The following is a 19,397-nucleotide window of genomic DNA, read 5'->3' on the forward strand; positions in this document are numbered from 1 at the left end:
TGTTGGGGTGAGGCGCGCTAGATCACACCTTCCCTCAACCACTCACCAAAGCGTTCCCCGATCATCAACGTAGGGAAATTCGTGTTGGATGAAGGCACCGTGGGCATCAAGCTAGCGTCCGCGACGAACACCCCGTCCACCCCTCGCAAGCGCCCGTATTGATCCGTAGCCGCGGAAGCGTCCCCTTCACGGCCCATCGGGACGGTTCCGCACGGATGATAGCCACTACCGGTGCTGATCGGCAGCCAGTCGGAGAGCTTCTGCGGATCCCGTAGCACGCGTTCCGAGGGCCAGAAGTAGTGGATCATGTCCTTCATCGGCGAGCCGGAGACCACCATCCACCCGAGCTGAAGCGCTTCCACAGCGCGCTTGCGATCTTCGCCGTCCTCCAGCAGCTTGGAGTCGATGCGCGGCTTCTCCAGCGGATCCGTGCTCGAGAAGATCAAGCGCCCGCTGCCTCGGGGCTTGCCGATGCACGTCATCATCGTCACCACCGGTGCGCTGAAAGCGGGAAACGGAATGAAGCTCCCGGGCTGCAGCTGCATGTCGTTGGGGCACGGGCTGCCCTTCGACGTGAAGCGCATCGTGGTCTGAATCAGCGGGTGCTGGATGCTCGAGAAGTCGTAACGCGGTGCGAACACCAGCGCAGCGCCTGGATGGTCCAGGAGCCGTTTGTTGACCCCTGGCACTCGGCTCACCTCAGCTACCCCGAGGCGCGCCAGCTGGTCTTCCGGCCCGACCCCGGAGCGCAGCAAGATCGCCGGAGTGAGCAGCGAGCCGGCGCACAGCAGCACCTGCTTACAGCGGACCACATGCGTTTCCCCGTGGTACTGCACTTCCACTCCGGTCAGGCGCTTGTTCTCGAACTGCAAGCGCAACACCAGCGCGTCGCCGCAAACCGTCAGGTTCGGCCGCGCCCGCACCTCTCGGGTGAGGTAACAGGTCGCGGCGTTCTGGCGCACCCCGTCGATCTTGTTCATGACGTGGGGTCCGTAGCCGGTAGAGAGCGGACTGTTGTGATCTTCGCAGCGAGGAAAGCCGAGCTCCGCGCAGCACTCCATGAACGCGGCCTGCCACGGCACCAGCTCGGCCTCGGTATGGCGACGCACCTTGATCGGCCCGCTCTGCCCGTGCCACTCGTCATCGATGTCGAGGTCGGTCTCGATGCGCTTGAAGGCGGGCAGGCAGCGCTCGAAGCTCCACTCCGGCAGGCCGAAGCTCGCCCACTCGTCGTAGTCATAGGGTTGGCCCCTGAGCGCGATGCAAGTATTCACCGCGCTCGATCCCCCGACCACTTTGCCTCGAGGAAACGGGAACGTGCGTTGCCCCTTGAGCGGCAGGTGACGATAGCCCCAGTCGTGGTCGTGTATCGAGTTTTCTAGACCGTTCGCCAGATCCGCGGGCAGCGCTTCCGGCTCAGGCCCGTAGTCCGGGCCAGCCTCGAGCAACAACACCTGGCGCGCGGTGTTCTCCGTCGCGCGCGCCGCAATCACCGCTCCCGCGGACCCCGCGCCGATCACCACGATGTCCGCCGTGCTGGGTAAGGCGGCGCTCATCGAGCCACCCCTTGCCCGCGCCGATTCAGCTTCTTCACTCGGGCTTTATAAGAACCGCACCTCCCACGCCGCAACTCCACAAACGGCGGGCACCATTCCCGGCAGTAAACGCCGCGGCTACCGCGCACACAGCGCACGTCCGAACTGAATGGCGCGTTCAGAGCAAAGCCGGACGGAACGCTGTGTCAGTTGTTGAGAAGCCCGGCGCCGACATGCCGCGAGCGCCACCGGAGCGCTCCTCTCCCCCCGATCCTTCGCCCGAACCGCAGAGAAACAGCTGGTTTCCGCTGTGTACCGCGGTTGTCATGAGGAAGTTTCACGCCTATCCTCGGCGGGCTCACGCTGGAGGATTGATGGGACTGAAGCAGCGCCTGCGCTCGACCTGGATCGACTTGGAAGCCACCGGCCGACTCGTGCCGCACCTCTACCGGGTGCTGCCCGGAAGCCACTGGCACATCGCGCGCATCATCGCGAAGAACGCCGAGCGCATCGGCAACCACACGGCGCTGCGTTACCTCGACGAGAGCTACACCTGGCAAGAGTTCGAAGATCGCGTGGCTCGCTACGCGGGCTACTTGCGCCGCAAGGGCATCAAGCAGGGCGACGTCGTCACCTTGATGATGGACAACCGACCTGACTTTCTCTTCATCGAGGGAGCCGTGTGTCGCCTCGGCGCCATTTCCGCGCTGATCAACACGAACCTAACGGACCACGCGCTGGTGCACGCCGTGAACATCGGCAAGCCGAAGCTGGTGATTGCGGGCAGTGAACACGCGGACAAGCTGCGCGCGGTGGTGGATGAGCTGTGTGTCCTCGAGAGCGAGGTCATCTTGCAGCTCGAGCACGAGTCGGATGATCCCCACGGATTCAAGTCGCTGAACGCCGATCTGAAGAAGTCGATTCAGGTACGCGACAACGCCAAGACCAAGCCCGATGACGGCATGTGCTACATCTACACCTCCGGCACGACGGGCCTGCCGAAGGCCGCAATCGTCACGCACAAGCGCTTCTTGCTGGCGGCGCACCTATTCGGTCGCTCGATCCACGACGCAGCGCCAGACGACGTGATCTACGCCACGCTGCCGCTCTACCACTCGAACGCGCAGTGGGCTGGTTTCGGGGCGAGTGTGGCCTCAGGCGGAACCCTCGCGCTGCGTCGCAAGTTCAGCGCGAGCCATTTCTGGGAAGACGTGCGGAAGTACGGCGCTACCCACTTCATCTACATCGGTGAGCTCTGCCGCTACCTCCTCAATCAGCCGCCGTCGAATCGCGATCGGGATCACCAGCTGCGCGGCGGAACCGGAAACGGCCTGCGTCCCGACATCTGGGACGAGTTCTGCGGCCGCTTTGGTGTGCCCCTGATGCGCGAGTTCTACGGTGCCACCGAAGGCAACGCGCCGATGTTCAACATCGAAGGGCGCGCCGGCATGGTGGGGAGGCTCCGCCCGGGGCAAATCATCGTGAAGTGTGATCTGTCGACGGGCGACGTGATCCGCAACGCCCAGGGGCTCTGCGACGAGGTGAAGCCAGGAGGCACTGGGCTCTTCCTCGGCAAGATCAACGCCGTCACCCGCTTCGATGGCTACGTGGACAGCAGCGCCACCCAGAAGAAGGTGATCGAAAACGTGGTGAAGCAAGGCGACACCTACTTCAACTCCGGTGATTTGCTCACCCTGCACGAAGACGGCTGGGTCGCGTTCGCGGATCGCGTGGGCGATACCTTCCGCTGGAAGGGTGAAAACGTCTCGACCAACGAAGTGGCCGAGGTGCTCAACGGCGCGCCTGGTGTGCTCGAAAGTAATGTGTACGGCGTGCAGGTTGCGGGTACGGACGGTCGCGCGGGCATGGCCAGCTTGAACACCGACGGGCAGTTCGACCTCAGCGCGTTCGCTGAGTTCGTGATCGATAAACTTCCCGGCTATCAGCGCCCGTACTTCATCCGCGTCCAAGACGGCATGCGCATCACGGGTACCTTCAAGCACCAGAAGGTGGACTACCGCAAGGAGGGCTACGACCCCTCCAAGGTGAACGGCGACGCGCTCTACTACCTCGACGGTGAGCGCTACGTGCCCATCGACGACAGCCTACACCAGAAGCTACTGAGCGGCGAAGTCACCCCGCGCTGAGCTTGCCACGAAACACGTCCCGACGAGAGCTGTTTCCCCGAGGCAATCAAGCTTGGGGGACGGTCTCTGGAGCGAGCAGCACCTCCAGCACGTTCGGAGGCAGGCGCCGCGGGCGATGAGTGTCGTCGACGCAGGCGAGCACTGTCTCTCCAGTGCAAACCAACTCCTCAGCGTTGAAAATGCGGTAGCCGAAGCCAACCTTCACACGCGTGATGAGGGAGACACGCGCCTCGACGACTAGCTCATCATCGAAGTGTGCCGTGCGCTTGTAGTCGAGGTGGGCCGAAATCACCGGCAGGTGTACGCCTTCGCGCTCTGCCCACTGGGCGTAGCTGACGCCTCGGCGACGCAGGTACTCGACGCGCGCCGCCTCGAAGTACACGAGGTAGTTCGCGTGGTGCACGATCGCCATCAGATCCGTTTCGCAGAAGCGGACGCGCAGCGGATAGCGAGAGACGGCGTGCTCAGGAATGTCGACTAGGTTGGGCACGGCGGGAGCATGTCAGAAGCGCGCGCCCCGGGGCAGCGAAAGCAGGCGACCTCAAGCTCCTGCGACCCAACGCCCGAGGCCGAGACCAGCCACGATAGCTACGAAGCCGACGCCGTTCTGCAGCAACATCGAGAACAGTCCGCCACCAAACTGACCATCACGCAGCATCTGCACCGTCTCGAACGCATAGGTGGAGAAGGTCGTGAACGCGCCCATGAAGCCGGTGAGCAGGATCAGGCGCGCCGCAGCGGAGCCCGGCATGCGTGGCTCGGTCACCGCCCACACGACACCGAAGAGCAACGACCCAAGCACGTTCACGCTGATGGTAGCCCAGGGCAGCCGCGTTCCGAACCAGTGACTCACGACCAGCCCCAGGGACCAGCGGGCTAGCGCGCCCAAGCTCCCGCCCAGCGCAACCAGAGCCACGTTTTTCAACATGCGACGCTGCGGTCATACCACAAACTCACGCGGGGCCAGGCTTCTGCGCGGCTTTCTTGGCAGGTCGCGTCGTGGCCTTCTTCGCTACTTTTTTCGGCACCTTGGTCGATCCGCCCGCCGCAGCTTGGGTCCGCGAAGACGCGCGCGCTCTGGTCTTCGGCGACGCTGGCTTCGGCGGCGGTGGCTTCGGCGGCGCTGGCTCGCGCTGCTTGGCGATCTCTTCCTGACGATCTTCCAGCTCGTCGATACTGCGGGGCCAGTCGGCCTTGAGCAGCCGTGAGAGGCTGCGATCCGCCAGGAGCTTTCCAGCAGTCTGACAGCGCGGGCAGTAGTTCACCTCGTTGTCGGCGTGGCGGATGCGTTGCACCGCCGTACCGCAGACCGGACACGGCTCCTTGTAGCGCCCGTGCACAGCCATTTCCTTACGGAATGCAGTCACCTTTTCAGGGAAGCCGTCCCCGACCTCATCGCGCAAGCGCTGGGTCCAGAGCTCCAGAGTGGAGCGAACCGCCCCGTACAGCTCTTCAATCTGCTCGGGCTTGAGCAGCCCGGTGCGCTGCACGGGGGATAGCTGAGCGTGAAACAGGATCTCATCGGAGTAGGCGTTGCCGATGCCGCTGAAGATCCGTGGGTCAGTCAACGCTCGCTTCAGGGTTCGATTCTCTCTGGTTAGTGCCTCGCGGAACTGGTCGAGGCTGATTTCCAGGGGTTCGACACCTCCACGATCGTGGGCCCTCAGCGCCTCCTCGCCGCGCACGACGTGCAGGCTCGCGCGCTTCTTGGTCCCTGCTTCTGTCAGCGTCAGCGTGCCGTGTTCGAAGTCGAACGCCGCGAGCCCAAGCTTCTTTTGGATCGGAGCTCCTCGGGGGCCCCAGCGCAGTCGACCTGCGATCATCAGGTGCAACACGAGCCACAGATCGCCTTCGAACTGCCACACGATGCGCTTGCCAAGCCGTCGAAACCCGACCACCCGCTTCCCGACGAGCTCCCGGGTGGGTGGGTCGAAGGTGCGCACCAAGAAGGGACTCGGGCAGCGAAATCCCTTCAGCTCTCGCCCCGTCAGGAGCGCACTCATCCGCTCGATGTAGACCGATACGTCGGGCAGTTCGGGCACCCCTGCAGGGTCAGGAAAAACCCGCGCGTAATCAACTCCATAGCCCAGCACATCGGGCGCAAACTCCCGACTTTGTGAGAGATCCTCTCGGCGCTTGCCGCGTACCATGCAGCAACGGGTTTGGGGGAGAGGCGCCCTGGTCGGGCGGCGTCAGGCGCCCGCCGAGGTTCCTCCAAGTTTTTTGGTCACGAATCGGGGACACGCGGCCACCTGAAGATTGCTGGATTGGTTTGCGCTCCTGGGCGCGAAGCACGCAGCGCCGCGCGGTGAAGGACGACACATGACTTTAGAGGCACCAGTGCTGAGACCGGAGGCGACAGGCGTCGATGCCGAAATCGAGAGCCACGTCCGGACAGGTCAACACCGACAGGCCCTACTGATGTGCACCAGGCACTACGCGCCAAGCATTGGCCGGCTGTGCATGGCGCTCCTGGGCTCCCAGAGCGAAGCCGAAGACGCAACTCAGGAGATCCTGATGGAGGCGCACTCGAGCTTCGGAACCTGGCGTGCGGAAGGCAGCCTCAAGGGCTGGCTCTTCACGATCGCGCGCCGGCGCTGCGCGAAGACGCTCGAGCGTCGCGGTCGCCGCGAAAATCGCTTGAGGTTGGTGCAGTCAGCCCCCGGCACCGAGCACGCAGAAGACTGGATGCTGCGACGTGAGCGCGCACAGCGCGCTCGTAGCGCCATCGACACCATCCGCCCGAGTGAGCGCGAGGCGTTGCTTCTGCGCTTCGCGGGTGAACTGAGTTTCCGCGAGGTTGGAGAAGCCTGCGGCATCGACGAAGCGGCTGCCAGAAAGCGCGTCTCACGCGCCCTGGCACGCCTACGCACCGTTATCGAAAGCAACGAGTGAGGCAGACATGAGCCACGACGACGACACTCGATCCTATCGCTTCGGCGACCCCAATCAGCTCCGGGTGGAAGACCACCTGGTGGATCTCATGGAAGGCACCGCCAGCGACGAAGTGCTGGACCTGGTAGCCGGCTCCGACGCCTACCGCGACGCGCGCTTCGAGGCGGAGCAAGCCGCACGCGTCGCAGAAGCCTCGGGCGCTGACTTTCAGCTTCCGAGCGACTTCGAAGCCCGGGTGATGGCGCTCCACGACGAACGTTTCCCTGAGGCAAATACCTCGGCCGATAGCGTAGCGCTCGAGCCGCCGCCGCCCGCGCCACAAACGGCACCTCTGTGGTCCACAGAGAGCGACGATGTAGCTCCGAGCGACGCAGAGCTTGTGCGGGAAACCCTACCTCCCATGACGCAGCCTCCGATCACCCAGCCTCTGGGTGGGGCCGGACTGGACGGCGAAGCACCGCAGTCCGGAGAGACTGCGGTCCGCTCAGGCCAAACCCAACCGGAGTTCGCCCCCCTGGAGCAGCGTAGCTCCGGCATCACCGCGGTGCGCTCAGGGCAAACGGAAATTGACGCCCCGGCCCTGGCGGAGCACCGCGCCGCGCGTGTTGAGACCGCGCAAACCGAAGCAACCCTGCAGAGCGCACAACGGGTGGGCCACACCGAGTTCGCAGACTCCTCAGACCTCGCCGAGGCCGAAGGGTCCGCGTCCAGCACGGTCGAGTCCAGTGCGGTAGCACGCGCTTCTCATCCCGTGTCCAACCGGGATGCTGATCCGCGCGGCAGTGATGCCCGTACCGGGCACCCCAACTCGAGCGGGCAAGCACCGGTCGCAAGCTCAATTCCTGCCAACAAGGCGCGGGGCTCAGAGCTACGGGCTGAAGCGAAGGCGAAGCCCCGCGGCTCGCGCCGTGGCCTCTTCATTGCTGGAGGTAGTGTGTTGGCGCTCGCAGCGGCGGCTGCGGTCACACTGGTGCAGCTCAACAAGGGTGGCGGCACGGATGAAGATCCGGTGGCGGGTTGGCACGGCAACGTGTCCGAAACCGTCGGCAGTGGCCTCTCGGTGTGTGATGCAGAGGGAGCCAACTGCAGCGCCGCCCAAGATGAGAGCGAGGTCGGCGCTGGGCGTGTGCTGCGCACGGATCCGAACACCCAGGCCAAGCTGAAGCTATCGGACGGCAGCTGGTTGACGCTGGATCGCTCGACCGAGGTTGCCCTGGTCGCCGGGGAAGCGCGCCACGCAAAGCTGGTCAGCGGTCGGGTGGCGGCAGACGTCGCCAAGGTGGAAGGCAAGCTTGCCCACATCACGTTACCGCAGGGCAAGATTGAGGTGCTGGGTACCAAGTTCGCCGTCACGGCTTTGGGAAGCTCGACCAGCGTCGATGTGAGCCGGGGCGCCGTGAAGCTGATGGACACCCGAGGCCGTGAGGTCGTGGTGCGCGCCGGCGAGGAGGGCCGTCTCGACGAGGGGATCCCCCCGTACGCGGCAAGCGCTCCAACGCTCGGAGAGGCGCTCGCTTGGAGCGACCTGCAAAACCCAAACGAAAAAGAGCAGCACGACGTTCGCGGCCTGGGTGAGCTGCGCGCCAAGAAACCAGGCGAGAAGGACGAACGCAAAGGCGCCGTGCGCTTGACCTCTCACGAGGTGAAGGTGCGCATGGTCGGCCAGCTCGCTCGCACCGAGGTCGAAGAGGTCTTCAGCAATGAGACCGACGAGGTGCTGGAAGGGATCTTCCGTTTCCCAATCCCCCCGGATGCCAAGATCGAGCGTCTGGCCCTCGAAGTCGACGGCAAGCTCGAAGAAGGCGCCTTCGTGGACCGGGAGCGCGCCGCTGCTATTTGGCGCGGCAGCATCGTCAACGCGGCACCGCAGGCCCGGAAGCTGATCCGAGACGAGATCATCTGGGTGCCCGGGCCTTGGCGCGATCCGGCACTCCTCGAGTGGCAGCGGGGCGGCCGCTTTGAGCTGCGCATCTTCCCGATCCCGAAGCGCGGCTCGCGGCGCGTGGTGCTGGCGTACAGCCAGGTGCTCAAGCCGACCGGCGGCGTCCGCCGCTACACCTATCCCCTCGCTCACGATCCGAGCGGGAGCACCGAGGTAGACCGCTTCGGTATCGACCTTCAGGTCAAGGGCAACGACCCGTCCTTTGGCGTGCGCACCATCGGCTACGAGCTGAACTCGGGCACGTCGCCTTCTGATTCCACTCGGAAAACCTTCGACGCCACGAAGTTCCGCCCAGCGGGCGACCTGGTGGTTGAGTACGCGCTGCCCAATCGCGACCAGGAACTCACGGCTTGGGCGTACAAACCGACAGCGGAGGACCTGAAGGGCACCGCCGATAAGGATCCATCGGGCACCCCGAACGACGCCGCCTACGTGGCCCTCGCGCTGCGACCCAAGTTGCCGCGCAGCGTGGAGGGCGCGCAGCGTGACTTCGCCATCGTGGTGGACTCCAGTCGCTCGATGTTCGGTGAGCGCTACGAGCGCGCCGCCGCCCTCACCTCGCGCGTGATTCGTGAGCTCGACGGACAGGACCGAGTCACCGTGCTGGCCTGTGACCAGAGCTGTCGCACCATGGCAGGTGGCCTGCTCCCCCCAGGAGCAGAGACGGCAGTCGCCGCCAAGAAGTTCCTGGAGGCAGAGGCGCCTGAGGGTGGCTCAGACGTGTGTGCCGCGGTCGATGCCGCACGGCAAGCAGTGCCGCGAGACGCTCAGCGTAGCTTGCGCGTGGTCTACATCGGCGACGGCACGCCCACGGTGGGTGCCATCAAGCCGGCGTATATCGAGCAGTGGGTCAAGCGCACCGTGCCTTCCGGCGAAGGCACCGTGACCACGGTCGCCATCGGCACCGACTCAGACCTGGACACCCTGGGCGCGTTGTCTCGAGCTGGTGGTGGCGTGGTGCTGCCGTTCGTTCCTGGTCAGCGGCTGTCCGAGGCTGCGTTTGGTGTGCTCGGGGCGACCTACGGCAGCTCGCTGTCGGACGTGCGCGTGGAGCTCCCGCCGGGACTCAGTGAGGTTGCGCCGAACCAGCTCGATAGCATCGTCGCTGGTGGCGAAGAGCTGGTCGTCGCGCGCATGGCGGGCGACTCCGTCTCCGGTTCGGTGGTGTTGCGCGGCAAGGTCGGAGGCAAGGACTTCGAGCAGCGCTATCCGCTGCAGCTCACGGCGCGCAGCGAGCGCGGAAACACCTTCGTGCCGCGGCTGTTCGCCGCCGCCAAGATCGCCGACCTCGAACGCGAGACCGGGGCTGAGGCCCGCAAGCAAGCGGTGGAGCTCTCTCAGCGCTTCGACGTCGCGAGCCGCTTCACGTCCCTGTTGGTCTTGGAGAGCCCTGCGATGTTCAAGGCCTTCGGTCTCGACAACAGCCGCGCGCTGCCCGACTGGAGCGGCGAAGAAGACGTGAGCGCGGTCAGCGCGAAGGGCGACCTCGACGTGGCCGACGACGAGGCGCCTCAGAGCGAAGCCGAGCTCGCGGACAACGGCGCCGAGGGAGGCTTCGGGCTGGGGTCTGCGGGAGGCAGCGTGCCGAAAAGCGCGGCCAACATGCCGCCGATGCCGGCCGCCACGAGTAGGCCTGAAGCAGCGCCGCGCACTTCGAAGCCGAAGCCCGCGCCGAAGATGGACCGTGCAGATCCTTGGGGAAGCAGCACCCCCTTCGAGGAGAAGCCCGTGGAGCGCTGGCGCCCGCCGCCGCGCCGCATGATCCCCATGCGCCGCGTCTTCGAGCGCACCGGGACGGTAGTTACGGATCGCCTGGTGCCGAAGGCGGCCACCCCAGAGAAGATCGCCGAAGCGGATCGCGACGTACAGGCTGACGGCAACCGCCGCCAAGCAGTCAAGCAGCTCTACACCTTGCTCGCGCTCAGCGGAAACCTCGACCGCGCCCGTGGTGTTGCGGACCAGTGGTCCGACAAGGACCCCCTCGACCCCGAGGCGCTCACCGCTCGCGCTGACTTGCTCGCGGAGGACGGCCAGCGTGACCGCGCCGTGCGCCTGCTCGGTAGCGTGATCGACGTTCGCCCCGATGACGTCGCTGGCCAGAAGCGACTGGCTCGCCTCTTCCGCTGGTCTGGGCGTCCGGAGCAAGGCTGTCGCTTCAGCCTGGCGATCGCGCAAATCAAGAACACGGATCCGAAGCTCCTCGCGGAGGCGGTGAGCTGCGCGCGCCAAACCGGTGTCAGCTGGATGGCCGAGCGCATGCTCGAATCGGTCGACGCGCGCACCAAGGTGGGCGCCGAGGCGCTGGCGAAGAAGATCGACAACGCCGACAAGCTCTCCGGCGACTTCCGCGTGGAAGCAAGCTGGAGCGGCGGCAACACGGATCTGGACCTCGCCCTGTTGCACCCCGACGGCCACCGCGTGTCTTGGCTAGGAGCCCCGACGCGCTCGATCATCACCGCAACGGATGTCACGAGCACGAGCCGCGAGGGGCTTGCCCTGCGTGGCGCCAAGGCGGGTGAATACGTGGTGGAGGTGGTGCGCGCCAGTGGCTCTGGCCCGGTCAGCGGCACGGTCACCGTCAGCGTTGCGGGAACCAAGAAGCAGATCCCGTTCACCTTGGATGGTCAGCGCCGAACCCTCGGCGTCGTGACCATCGGCTTCAAGTCGAAGCTCGTGCCGGTTCGCGGCTGGGGTTGGCGCTAGCGAGCCGGATTCCTCTACAGAAAAACAAACCGTTGACGACGCGAACGCCCACTCTGAGAAGTGGGCGTTCGCGCATTTCGCGCCGAGGCGCGGACAAGCAACAATCGTGAAGACGAAGCGCTTCCGCAAGTTTGAGGGGCGGGAAGCTGTAAGCCGTGGGGTCGCTGATGCGTTCTCGCGCGTATGGAGACTGCGATGAAGAAATCAAGCACCAAGAGCTCGTTGACGTTGGCTTGGCTCGTGGGCCTTGGGCTGCTCGGCGCCTGCGCGTCGAACCCCACTCCGCCCCCTGCGAACGGTCCACAACCCGTAGCGAGCGGTTCCGCGAACACGCTCACAGTGGCCCAGGGGGAAGATCCTGAAAAGGACCCTGAAGAGTGGGGCATTGTCGGCGCCCCGAACGACCCTCAGTACACCGAGGTCGTGAACAAGGTCGTGAACATGGTGAGCGACTCGAGGGTGCAACAGATGACCCAGCGCCGCGGCCTGAGCTTGTTGGACGTGACGTGGGAGGACACCGGTCGCGCCCAAGGCTCAGCACTCGGGCCAAACATCAGCGACGTCACGCTGCAGGTTCGCTATGTTCCCGCGGGGCAACAGCGAGACACGACGGCGCTGATGCCCGTGATCCGCTTCCCGAACTTCAGTGACCGTACGGGCGACGTGCGCGCTGACAAGTTCCTGCTGCGCATGGGTAACCACAAGCACCCAGGCAAACTGAAGAGCGTTCCGCTGACCAAGGTACTGAAGAACCTCCGCGGCTTCCTCTCCGAGCCGAGCAGCGTGCTCGGTAGCGGCGACCTGAGCGCCGGACGCGACAGTCACTACCTAATGAGCGCCCAAGCCGTATTCCTGCCGATCCCCAAGAAGGGCAAGGCGGAATTCAACCCCGTGGTCTTCAACTACCAATCGGCGCCCGGCTCCCCCGCGGTGCTGACCATCCTCGCAACTCGTCAGGGCACGAGCATTTCCGTCGTGGAAAATCGCCCAGAGGACGGCACCATTCGAGGCTGGGGGCAGGAACTCTATTTCAACGACGAGGGCCAGCGCGCTCCCTTCACCGCCGAGCGCAAGAGCGACGTGGAGAAGCGCATAGCAGCCCAAGGCGGGCCCAAGTCGGAAGACGACCGCTCCGCACTGCAGAAGGGCGCGGATGTGCTGTTCCTGATCCAGGTTCCGCTCAAGCACCGAAATCGGGGCCGCCTCGGAGGCGCGTTACCCGCTCCCGCCCCAATGGCGGAGGCGGCGCCAGCTTCGGGTGGTGCGATGAAGTCTGCGGCCGACATGGACGCCGAAGATGAGAGTGACGTCGAGCAAGCAGTGCTTGGCCACGGCGCAAAGAAGGGCCCGTTCGTCGAAGGCAACGGCTTGCGCCTCGAGCGGGATCCCAACTTCCCCGTCCGCATCACCGTGCAGCTCTACAAGGCGACCAGCAACGGCGTCGTCGCGGAGAAGGACCTGGACGCCATCGCAAAGACCATCGGTGGTGTCTACGAGCACGCGGATTTCGTCGGCTCCCTGGTGATCCCGGACAACGATCCCGCACGCCCCACCGCGTGGCAGAAGGTGCCGGGCCAGTGGTTCCCCTGGTGAACGAGAGCCGTGTGATAGGGACCTGGACCTAGCTCTCACCAGCTAGGGACTGGGTCCGAAGCAGGGCGCGAGCCGGTGTCTACCGTGCTCGCGCTTCTGCGTGTATGGTCGCAAACAATGGGCGGCCGAGAGCTGTTACTAGCCGTAACCCTGCTTCTAGTGGGGCTCGGAGTGATCGAGCTTTGGTGGCATCGGCGTAACCTCAGTCGCATCCCGATCCGCGTGCATGTGAACGGCACACGGGGCAAATCGAGCGTCGTGCGACTGATCGCAGCAGGGCTCCGCGCCGGCGGCGTGCGCACCTGCGCAAAGACCACGGGCACCCTCGCGCGGATGATTCTACCCGACGGGCGGGAGGTGCCCATCTACCGTCCCTCGGGCGCAAACATCATCGAGCAGAAGCGCATCGTCGCGACAGCAGCCTACGCAGGTGCCGAAGCACTGGTGATTGAGTGCATGGCGCTCCAACCGGCGCTGCAGAGCCTATGCGAATCCAAGCTCGTGCGGGCGACCCACGCGGTGATCACCAACGCGCGCCCCGATCACCTAGACGTCATGGGTCCCGGGGCCAAAGAGGTGGCCCGGGCGCTCGCGGGCATGACCCCGCTGAAGGGCAAGCTGTACACCGCGGAAAAGCAGCACGTCGCGGAGCTCGCCGAAGCGGCGAAGGATCGCGGCACGGAGCTGCTCGAGCTGAGCGACGCAGAGCTCGCCGAAGTCACCAAGGCGGATCTCGCGGGCTTCAAGTACACCGAACACCCGGACAACGTCGCCCTCGCCCTGAAGGTGTGTATCGCCCTCGGCGTCGAACGCGACGTGGCGCTACGCGGGATGTGGGAGGCCAGTCCAGACCCTGGTGCGATGACCGAACACGAGTTGAACTTCTTCGGAAGGCAGATCGCGTTCGTCAATGGATTCGCAGCCAACGATCCGGTCAGCACCGAGCAAATCTGGCGCTCCACCTGCAACAAGTACCAAGATCGCTCCCTGCGTATCGCGATCTTCAATTGCCGTGCGGATCGACCGGATCGGTCCCGAGAGCTAGCGAAGAGCTTCGTCAGTTGGCCACACGCGGACTACGTGGTGCTCATGGGCAGCGGCACCTATCTGTTCGCGCGAGAAGCCGCGCGGCTCGGCTACGACTCGACGAAGCTCGTTTTCGCCGAAGGGCTCTCGACGGACGAGCTCTTCGAACGCGTGATCGACCTCATCCCAGGGTCGGCGTTGGTGATGGGCATGGGTAACGTCGGCGGCCAGGGCCTAGGCCTCGTGCGGTACTTTCACAACCGGTCCTTCGTCTCTCCGCGCGGAGACGGGCCACCTCCTTCTAAGGCGAGCTGGGACGAACTCGAATCCGTGCGCCGCATCGATCGTCGCAATGTGCTTGACTAGGTTAACTGACGCGCGGGCTTGGAACCTCGCCTTGGAGCTAAGATCTTGAACCTGGAACTCCTACCACTCTCTGTCGGAATCGGGCTCGCCGTGAGTCTGCTCTTCACGGAAGCGTTCGGGATCGCCGCGGGCGGAATGATCGTGCCGGGCTACCTCGCCCTCGCGTTGGCACGTCCGATGGACGTCGTGGCCACGGTCGCCGCCGGCTTCATCACCTTCATCATCGTCCACGCCATCAGCGCGTTCGTGGTGGTGTATGGGCGTCGCCGCACGGTGCTGATGATTCTGTTTGGTTACCTCACGGGGATGCTGCTGCGCACACTGCCCGGCGTCGCGATCGACACCCCGGAGATCCACGTCATCGGCTACATCATTCCGGGCCTGATCGCGATCTGGCTGGATCGCCAGGGCGTCGTGGAGACCCTGGCCGCGATGACGACGGCGTCGATCGTCGTGCGCTTGGTGTTGGTTGCAGTGGTGGGCGCGGAGCTCGGCTCATGAAGAAGCTGTACTGGCGCCCGCAGGGCGTCTCGCGAGCAGCCCTGCTCCTGATCACGCTAGTAGCGGTGTTGGCATTTTCGGCGGTCCGCTTGTTTCCGCAAGTAAAGAAGCAGCCCTGGTACAACGAAAAGCTCGCGGCGGCACGCCTCTCCCGCGACTGCATGTCGGCTATCAAGCAGGAGAAGATCAAGCGCGCCATCGTGATCGACAAGCGCATGGATCCCGCAGAGACAGGCATGATTGGCGCTAGCATCACGCCCGTTACTTCCAACACCGGCTACATCGACGCAAAGCTCACCAGCACGAACCCGAATTTTGCGGCGGTGCTCGTGCACTTGCTGAAGAAGGCGGGTGTTGAGAAGGGCGATGTGGTCGCCGTGGGTGTCTCCGGCTCGTTCCCTGCACTCAACACCTCAGCGTTCGCCGCAATCCAGACTCTCGGCGCCAACCCGATCATCGTCGCCAGCGCCGCGTCCAGCGAGTTTGGCGCGAACAACGTCGGCTACGTCTGGCTCGACATGGAGGCCACGCTCAAAGAAAAGAAGCTCGTCAGCTTTCATAGCAGCGCGGCGAGCCTAGGAGGAATCGACGACCGCGGCGTCGGGATGAGCGACACCGGCCGTGCGCTGCTGGAAGAAGCGATCTCGCGCAACGGCGTCCAACACCTGGAATCGAACAGCTTGGTGGAGTCCATCGACAAGCGCATGGAGGTCTACGATCGCGTCGCTGGCGATCGCCCGATCCGCGCCTACATCAACGTCGGCGGCGGCTCGGCTTCCGTCGGCACCCATGTCGGCAAGAAGCAGTTCAAGCCCGGCCTCAACCTGCGTCCCCCGCGGGGAGAAGACCTCGAAGACTCCGTGATGCTGCGCTTCTCCAAGCGCGAGATCCCGGTGATCCATCTGTCCCGCATCAAGCTCCTCGCCGAGAAGTTTGGCCTCCCAGTCGAGCAGCAGGGCGAGGTGCCCGTCGGGCAAGGTGAAGTCTACGAGCGCGCAGAGCCGAACCGCTGGCTAGCTGGAGCAGGTGTGCTCGCGATCCTGCTCGCCATGTTTGCTTTTATCCGCATGGATTTTGGCGTGAGGGTGCTGCGCGCGGCTCCTCGCAAGGCCGGCGGACACCCGGAGCAGATGGTCTGACGCCCAGCGCTCCTCCCCCCCAAAAAACTCGCGACGGGCGCGTAACCTTTCCAAGGCCCCCTGCGTGTGCTCCTCAACCACCGCGCCGCTCATCTCTATGGCGCGACAAAGGAGCGACAAATGCCCACGAATCCTCGAGAAATTGAGGTTGCAGTCATTGGAGGCGGCCTCGCCGGCCTGAGCGCGGCGGTGAGCCTGGCGAGCAGCGGAGTCGAAGTCGAACTATTCGAGCGCTCGAGCCAGCTCGGCGGGCGCGCGGCGAGCCGTTTGGTGGGCGACTACGTCCTGGACCTGGGTCCTCACGCGCTCTACGCCAACGGCGCGGCGCGGAAGGGCCTGGAGAACCTCGGCGTAGCCATCCGAGGTCATGCGCCCAGCCCCCGCGCGGCCGCGAAGCTCGCCGGCAGGTACTATCAGTTGCCCATGGGCCCAGCGTCGCTCTTGACCACGCGCTTGCTCGGTGTGGCTGACAAGCTGCGACTCGGCAAGCTCCTGAGCGAGCTACAGAGCCCGAAGTTCGCTTCCCGCGCTGCTGCCTTGCCACCGGAGCTGACGGTGTCGCGCTGGATTACAGGGGAACTACCTCCTGGCAACGGTCGTATCCTCCTGGAAACATTGATTCGCCTGAGCTGCTACTCCGGTCACCCAGCTCAGCGGGCCAGCGTCGCCCTGGGGCAGCTACATCTCGCGGTGACCGGCGGGGTGCTCTACCTCGACGGCGGCTGGCGCAGCCTGGTCGAACCGTTGGAGCAAAAGCTCGCCGCCACGGGTCGCATCAAGCATGGGAACAAGGTCACCGAGCTGCGACCCCTGGATGACGCCCCGCAGAGCCGCTGGGCAGTCGCCTTCGCCAATGGGCAACGCGTCTGCGCGCGCCACGTCGTGCTGGCCGTCGCACCGAACATCGCAAGGAAGCTGCTCGAGCGGGGTGGCACCGGCACTCTGAAGGCGCTCGCAGCGCTCGCGAAGGTATCGCAAGCCGACGCGAGCCATGCCTCGTGTTTGCAGGTGGCACTAGATCCAGTTGCCTCCGGGAAATACGACTTCATCCTCGGATTGGACGAGCCCGTGTACTTTTCGGCGTTCTCCGCAACGGCCCAGGTAGGGCCGAACGGCGCCGAGGTGATTCACCTGATGCGCTACCTCGACCAATCCGAGCCCCGCGAAGGCACCCGTGGGGAGCTCGAGTCCCTGCTCGACTTTGCGCGGCCCGGCTGGCGAGAGCGCGTGACTGAAGCGCGCTATCAACCGCACCTCTGCGTCACGAACTGGATAGAGACTAGCCAGTGCCCTCGCCCACGCAGCGAACTCGCGCCTGGCTTGTTCGCGGCGGGTGACTGGATCGCCGCCGATGGGATCTTGGCGGATGCCGCGGTGGGTTCCGCGATGGACGCCGCGTCCCGCATCCTCCAGCAACGGGCAACGGCGCAGCCGCACCCTGCATCGATGTTCGCGACGACGCGGGGAGCGAGTGAGCTATGGTCCTGAGCGTGCAACACGACGTCGCGCCAGAGTTCGAGGCGAACCGTCGCTATCTGTGGTCGATCTGCTACCGCATGACGGGCAGCGCCGCGGACGCCGACGACCTCGTACAGGAGACGTTCGCGCGCGCTCTAGAGCACCCGCCGCCAGACACCAGCACGCCCTGGCGACCCTGGCTCACCCGCATCGCGGTCAACCTGGCCCGCGATAACCTCCGGCGACGCAAAGTGCGCGGATACACCGGGCAGTGGCTGCCAGAGCCCGTGGAGCTCGATGGCTCGACCCTGGACGCTGCGGGCCCGGAGCGCGACGCGGAAACGCGCTACGGAACCTTCGAGAGTCTCTCGTTCGCGTTCCTGACCGCGCTCGAGGCGCTGACACCCACCCAGCGCGCCGTACTGCTCTTGCGGGACGCGCTTGATTATTCCGTACGGGAAACAGCGGACGCCCTCGAGATCTCCGAAGCCAACGTGAAGACCACGCTGCACCGCGCCCGCACGGCGATGAGCAACTACGAGACGACCCGTGTGCAGCCCTCCCCCGAGACTCAAGCTCACGTCGCCGAGGTGCTCTACAAGATACTCGGGGCAATGGCGACCGGCGACGTCAACACCTTCGAGTCGTTGCTCGCGACCGATGTCGTGGCGATCAGCGACGGCGGCGGACATACCTTCGCGGCGAAGAACCCGGTGGTGGGCGCGAACAAGATTGCGCGGATGTACGCGAAGCTGGCCGCGGGAGCCTCGGCAGCTGGCAAGCTCGAAGTACGTGAGCTGAACGGCGCGCCAGCTGTGGTGGTCGACGACCCCGGAGTCAAGCCGCCGGCGGCGGTTCGGGCGGTGCTGCGCATCGAGCTCAACGCGGAGGGCAAGATCGCCAGCATCCATAGCGTCTTGAACCCAGAAAAGCTGCGGCGTTTGTTCCTGAATCACCCCCTCTAGACCGTGCGCGGGGGGCCTCTGAGGCTTGCGAACGAGCAACGCCCAGGAGGCGCGAACAAGCAACAAACGGCCCCCTTTGGGCGCCGTCGGCTGCACGTGCACTCCTCCTGGCGACGTGATAGCACCGGCGGTTCGTGAGCGTCGTCCACACCACCGACTGGATTCTCTTCGCCGTAAGCGTCCTGGGCATGATGGCCCTGGACTTGCTGATCTTCGGCCGTCACTCGCACCACGTCTCGTTCCGCGAGTCCGCCATACGCAGCGTTGCCTGGATTGGTGTGTCGCTGGCGTTCAACGCCTACCTCTACGTCCGTCATGGCAGCAACATGGCGGTGCCCTTCTTCTTGGCGTACGTCGTCGAGAAGTCGCTGTCCGTCGATAACCTGTTCGTCTTCCTTGCGGTCTTTAGCTACTTCAAGGTGCCAGATCAGCACCAGCAGCGCGTGCTGTTCTGGGGGGTGTTCGGCGCGGTTGTCATGCGCGCCGTGTTCATCCTGCTTGGCGCAGCGCTGCTCGCGAAGTTCAGCTGGACCATGTACTTGTTCGGCGGCTTCCTGATCTACACCGGGGTGAAGCTCGCGATCTCTGGGGACGACGACGACATCGATCCCTCGAATAGCCCAGCGCTGCGCTTCGCAAAGCGATTCCTGCGAACCACTCCCGAGCTCGATGGCGAGCGCTTCTTCACCGTGAAGAACGGCGTGCGCTACGCCACGCCGCTGTTCCTCGTGCTGATCGTGATCGAGTTCACGGACCTGCTGTTTGCGGTGGATTCAGTGCCCGCGGTGCTCGCGATCTCCGACGATCTGTTCATCGTGTACGCCTCGAACATCTTCGCGATCATGGGTCTGCGCTCGCTGTACTTCATGCTGTCCGGCATGATGGGGCGCTTCCACTACCTGTCCTATGGGCTCGCTGGCGTCCTGACGTTCATCGGCCTGAAGATGGTCGCGCACAGCTACATTCACATCGGCAACTGGGTCTCCCTGGGGGTCATCGGCAGCTTGCTCACGCTGAGCGTCGTGGCCTCGCTGCTGCGCAAGCCTGGGCACGGTTCGGACACTGGGGACGCGCTCCCACCAAAGGACAGCGCGACCGAGGAGTAGCGACGGGTACTTTGGGGGCTT

14 protein-coding genes are annotated in these 19,397 nt (G+C 64.9%); 10 read left to right on the plus strand and 4 right to left on the minus strand.

From position 1 onward, the window contains the following. Positions 1–17 precede the first annotated feature (17 nt). Entirely contained in the window at positions 18–1,520 is a 1,503-nt protein-coding gene (locus tag H6718_05170) for a GMC family oxidoreductase (protein MCB9584763.1), read from the minus strand. A 341-nt stretch (positions 1,521–1,861) separates the two neighbouring features. On the opposite strand from H6718_05170, the gene H6718_05175 reads away from it, so the two are divergent. Continuing rightward, positions 1,862–3,682 (plus strand): long-chain-acyl-CoA synthetase, encoded by a 1,821-nt coding sequence (locus H6718_05175; GenBank protein ID MCB9584764.1) that lies wholly within the window; start codon positions 1,862–1,864, stop codon positions 3,680–3,682. 46 nt (positions 3,683–3,728) lie between these two features. Here H6718_05175 and H6718_05180 read toward each other — a convergent pair whose 3' ends face one another. Genes H6718_05180 through H6718_05190 form a run of 3 tightly spaced genes read right to left on the minus strand, consistent with a single transcriptional unit; the run spans position 3,729 to position 5,724 of the window. Then, positions 3,729–4,172: an acyl-CoA thioesterase gene (locus H6718_05180; GenBank protein MCB9584765.1), complete on the minus strand. Its 444-nt coding sequence runs from the start codon at positions 4,170–4,172 to the stop codon at positions 3,729–3,731. A gap of 51 nt (positions 4,173–4,223) precedes the next feature. Beyond that, complete coding sequence (crcB, locus tag H6718_05185; GenBank protein ID MCB9584766.1) at positions 4,224–4,610, minus strand: fluoride efflux transporter CrcB; 387 nt, start codon at positions 4,608–4,610, stop codon at positions 4,224–4,226. A gap of 25 nt (positions 4,611–4,635) precedes the next feature. After that, positions 4,636–5,724 (minus strand): formamidopyrimidine-DNA glycosylase, encoded by a 1,089-nt coding sequence (locus H6718_05190; protein ID MCB9584767.1) that lies wholly within the window; start codon positions 5,722–5,724, stop codon positions 4,636–4,638. Between the two features lie 280 nt (positions 5,725–6,004). On the opposite strand from H6718_05190, the gene H6718_05195 reads away from it, so the two are divergent. The 9 genes from H6718_05195 (at position 6,005) to H6718_05235 (ending at position 19,376) form a co-directional block, all read left to right on the plus strand. Next, on the plus strand, positions 6,005–6,577 hold the full coding sequence (locus H6718_05195; protein MCB9584768.1) for a sigma-70 family RNA polymerase sigma factor: 573 nt from the start codon (positions 6,005–6,007) through the stop codon (positions 6,575–6,577). A gap of 7 nt (positions 6,578–6,584) precedes the next feature. After that, the gene (locus tag H6718_05200) at positions 6,585–11,222 is read left to right on the plus strand and encodes a FecR domain-containing protein (protein ID MCB9584769.1); all 4,638 of its coding nucleotides are present in this window, start codon (positions 6,585–6,587) and stop codon (positions 11,220–11,222) included. Between the two features lie 195 nt (positions 11,223–11,417). Further along, positions 11,418–12,815, plus strand: coding sequence for a hypothetical protein (locus tag H6718_05205; protein MCB9584770.1), 1,398 nt, complete (start codon positions 11,418–11,420; stop codon positions 12,813–12,815). Between the two features lie 117 nt (positions 12,816–12,932). Then, a complete protein-coding gene (gene pgsB / locus H6718_05210) occupies positions 12,933–14,207 on the plus strand; it encodes a poly-gamma-glutamate synthase PgsB (GenBank protein ID MCB9584771.1) in 1,275 nt (424 codons plus the stop codon). 51 nt (positions 14,208–14,258) lie between these two features. Then, positions 14,259–14,708, plus strand: a complete 450-nt coding sequence (gene pgsC / locus H6718_05215) for a poly-gamma-glutamate biosynthesis protein PgsC (protein ID MCB9584772.1) — start codon at positions 14,259–14,261, stop codon at positions 14,706–14,708. Next, positions 14,705–15,847 (plus strand): poly-gamma-glutamate system protein, encoded by a 1,143-nt coding sequence (gene pgsW, locus H6718_05220; GenBank protein MCB9584773.1) that lies wholly within the window; start codon positions 14,705–14,707, stop codon positions 15,845–15,847. The genes pgsC and pgsW overlap by 4 nt, the downstream gene beginning before the upstream one ends. Positions 15,848–15,967: 120 nt before the next feature. Continuing rightward, positions 15,968–17,335 (plus strand): FAD-dependent oxidoreductase, encoded by a 1,368-nt coding sequence (locus tag H6718_05225; protein ID MCB9584774.1) that lies wholly within the window; start codon positions 15,968–15,970, stop codon positions 17,333–17,335. Continuing rightward, a complete protein-coding gene (locus H6718_05230; GenBank protein ID MCB9584775.1) occupies positions 17,326–18,270 on the plus strand; it encodes a sigma-70 family RNA polymerase sigma factor in 945 nt (314 codons plus the stop codon). Before H6718_05225 ends, H6718_05230 begins: the two co-directional genes overlap by 10 nt. A gap of 188 nt (positions 18,271–18,458) precedes the next feature. Then, the gene (locus H6718_05235) at positions 18,459–19,376 is read left to right on the plus strand and encodes a TerC family protein (protein MCB9584776.1); all 918 of its coding nucleotides are present in this window, start codon (positions 18,459–18,461) and stop codon (positions 19,374–19,376) included. The last annotated feature ends 21 nt before the right edge of the window (positions 19,377–19,397 follow it).

The organism is Polyangiaceae bacterium (assembly GCA_020633205.1).
In the GTDB taxonomy this organism is placed as follows: domain Bacteria; phylum Myxococcota_A; class Polyangia; order Polyangiales; family Polyangiaceae; genus JAHBVY01.

Coding starts and splice junctions, on each gene's coding strand:
- H6718_05175 (MCB9584764.1), top strand. CDS start 1,862: ATGAGGAAGTTTCACGCCTATCCTCGGCGGGCTCACGCTGGAGGATTG.
- crcB (MCB9584766.1), bottom strand. CDS start 4,610: ATGTTGAAAAACGTGGCTCTGGTTGCGCTGGGCGGGAGCTTGGGCGCG.
- H6718_05195 (MCB9584768.1), top strand. CDS start 6,005: ATGACTTTAGAGGCACCAGTGCTGAGACCGGAGGCGACAGGCGTCGAT.
- H6718_05200 (MCB9584769.1), top strand. CDS start 6,585: ATGAGCCACGACGACGACACTCGATCCTATCGCTTCGGCGACCCCAAT.
- H6718_05205 (MCB9584770.1), top strand. CDS start 11,418: ATGAAGAAATCAAGCACCAAGAGCTCGTTGACGTTGGCTTGGCTCGTG.
- pgsB (MCB9584771.1), top strand. CDS start 12,933: ATGGGCGGCCGAGAGCTGTTACTAGCCGTAACCCTGCTTCTAGTGGGG.
- pgsW (MCB9584773.1), top strand. CDS start 14,705: ATGAAGAAGCTGTACTGGCGCCCGCAGGGCGTCTCGCGAGCAGCCCTG.
- H6718_05225 (MCB9584774.1), top strand. CDS start 15,968: ATGCCCACGAATCCTCGAGAAATTGAGGTTGCAGTCATTGGAGGCGGC.
- H6718_05230 (MCB9584775.1), top strand. CDS start 17,326: ATGGTCCTGAGCGTGCAACACGACGTCGCGCCAGAGTTCGAGGCGAAC.
- H6718_05235 (MCB9584776.1), top strand. CDS start 18,459: ATGATGGCCCTGGACTTGCTGATCTTCGGCCGTCACTCGCACCACGTC.